1 protein-coding gene and 1 pseudogene are annotated in these 1,697 nt (G+C 47.2%); one reads left to right on the forward strand and one right to left on the reverse strand.

Annotated features, from left to right (window positions below):
* Nucleotides 1-681: pseudogene (gene uacT / locus RTW80_RS24840) on the reverse strand (urate/proton symporter UacT); the annotation flags it as partial.
* A gap of 435 nt (nucleotides 682-1,116) precedes the next feature.
* Between uacT and RTW80_RS24845 the strand changes: the two are divergent.
* Nucleotides 1,117-1,697: 4Fe-4S dicluster domain-containing protein (locus tag RTW80_RS24845; RefSeq protein ID WP_312720727.1), on the forward strand; the 581-nt coding region annotated here is incomplete at its 3' end.

Consider the following 1,697-nt stretch of genomic DNA (forward strand, 5'->3'; position numbering starts at 1 on the left):
TTCATTCATCATCCACGAAAGTAAAAAGCCAAATACAATCCCCAGTAATACGGCGACGTTGGACATAAATCCTTTCGCATAGCGAGTAATGAGCAAGATAAAAATTAAGACGGCAAAGGAGATACCTAAATAAACGGGATTACCATATTGCGGATTCCCTTTACCTCCGGCGGCCCAGTCAATACCCACCTGAATGATGCTAAGCCCGATAGAAGTAATAACCACACCGGTAACCAGTGGCGGGAATAAAGGCATCAAGCGACCGATAAGTGGCGCTAATAATGTGGTGATAAAACCCGCGGCGATAGTGGCACCAAATATCCCCAGCAGGCCGATATCCGGGTTCATCCCAATGGCTATCATTGGTGTTACAGCAGCAAAGGTCACCGACATAATCACCGGCAGGCGGATCCCCATAAAGCGGCCGATACCGATACATTGCAATAATGTGACGATCCCGCAGCAAAAGAGATCCGAGCTAATGAGCATCGCAATAGCTTCTTTTGAGAGGCCCAGTCGGTCACCAATCATAAGAGGAACAGCGACTGCACCTGCGTACATGACAAGGACGTGTTGCAGACCGAGTATGATCAGCTTTCCTGGTGATAATATGCGGTCAACCTCATCAGTTGGGCGGTCTTGCCCAGAAGATGAGGGAAGTTGGGAATCTATGGCGCTCATCAGTGTTTCTCCTTTCGCCCGCCAGAGTAAAAAGCAACCGTTTACGTTAATGAAACTGTCTAAACACATGCTCGTGGAGTGCCAGTTTTTGCGAGGAAGGGGAGTTAGAGACAGGAATTGCGGAGGCAATCACATAATCGTGGTTAAACCACGAAAATGAGAAGAGAACCTGACAATGGAATTATCTGTAATTTTCTCATATTGATATTTCATTAATCATTCTGGCATGTCGCACTCTCGCATTTAATCGTTTTTATCTGGATAGCGCTCTTTTGATCGGCAATGTTGAAATAATGAAAGCGGCATAGATTGAGGGGCAATAATTTGAACTCAGTCGCAAAATTATAATTAAAACGGTCATGCTACCTAATATATGCCCGTTTATTGCATCGCGAAATTTGAGAAGACATAACTCATTAAATGAAAGGGATGCAAATGAATAAGTTTATTGCTGCTGAAGCTGCGGAATGTATAGGCTGTCATGCTTGTGAAATTGCCTGTGCGGTGGCACACAATCAAGAAAACTGGCCGCTGAGTCACAGTGACTTTCGACCGCGTATCCACGTTGTAGGGAAAGGCCAGGCTGCGAATCCGGTGGCCTGCCATCACTGCAACAATGCCCCTTGCGTTACGGCTTGTCCGGTTAATGCTCTGACTTTCCAGTCCGATAGCGTACAACTGGACGAGCAAAAATGTATTGGTTGTAAAAGATGCGCAATCGCTTGCCCCTTTGGCGTCGTTGAGATGGTCGATACGATTGCGCAGAAATGCGACCTTTGTAACCAGCGCAGTTCCGGCACGCAAGCCTGTATTGAAGTTTGCCCAACACAGGCGTTACGACTGATGGACGATAAAGGGTTGCAGCAGATAAAGGTGGCCCGCCAGCGCAAAACGGCAGCAGGAAAAGCGTCATCAGACGCTCAGCCATCTCGCAGTGCAGCGTTGCTCCCCGTTAACTCGCGTAAAGGCGCAGATAAAATTTCAGCGAGTGAACGGAAAACCCACTTTGGCGAAAT

The sequence above is a fragment of the Escherichia sp. AM3 genome (assembly GCF_032029835.1).
GTDB lineage: Bacteria > Pseudomonadota > Gammaproteobacteria > Enterobacterales > Enterobacteriaceae > Escherichia > Escherichia coli.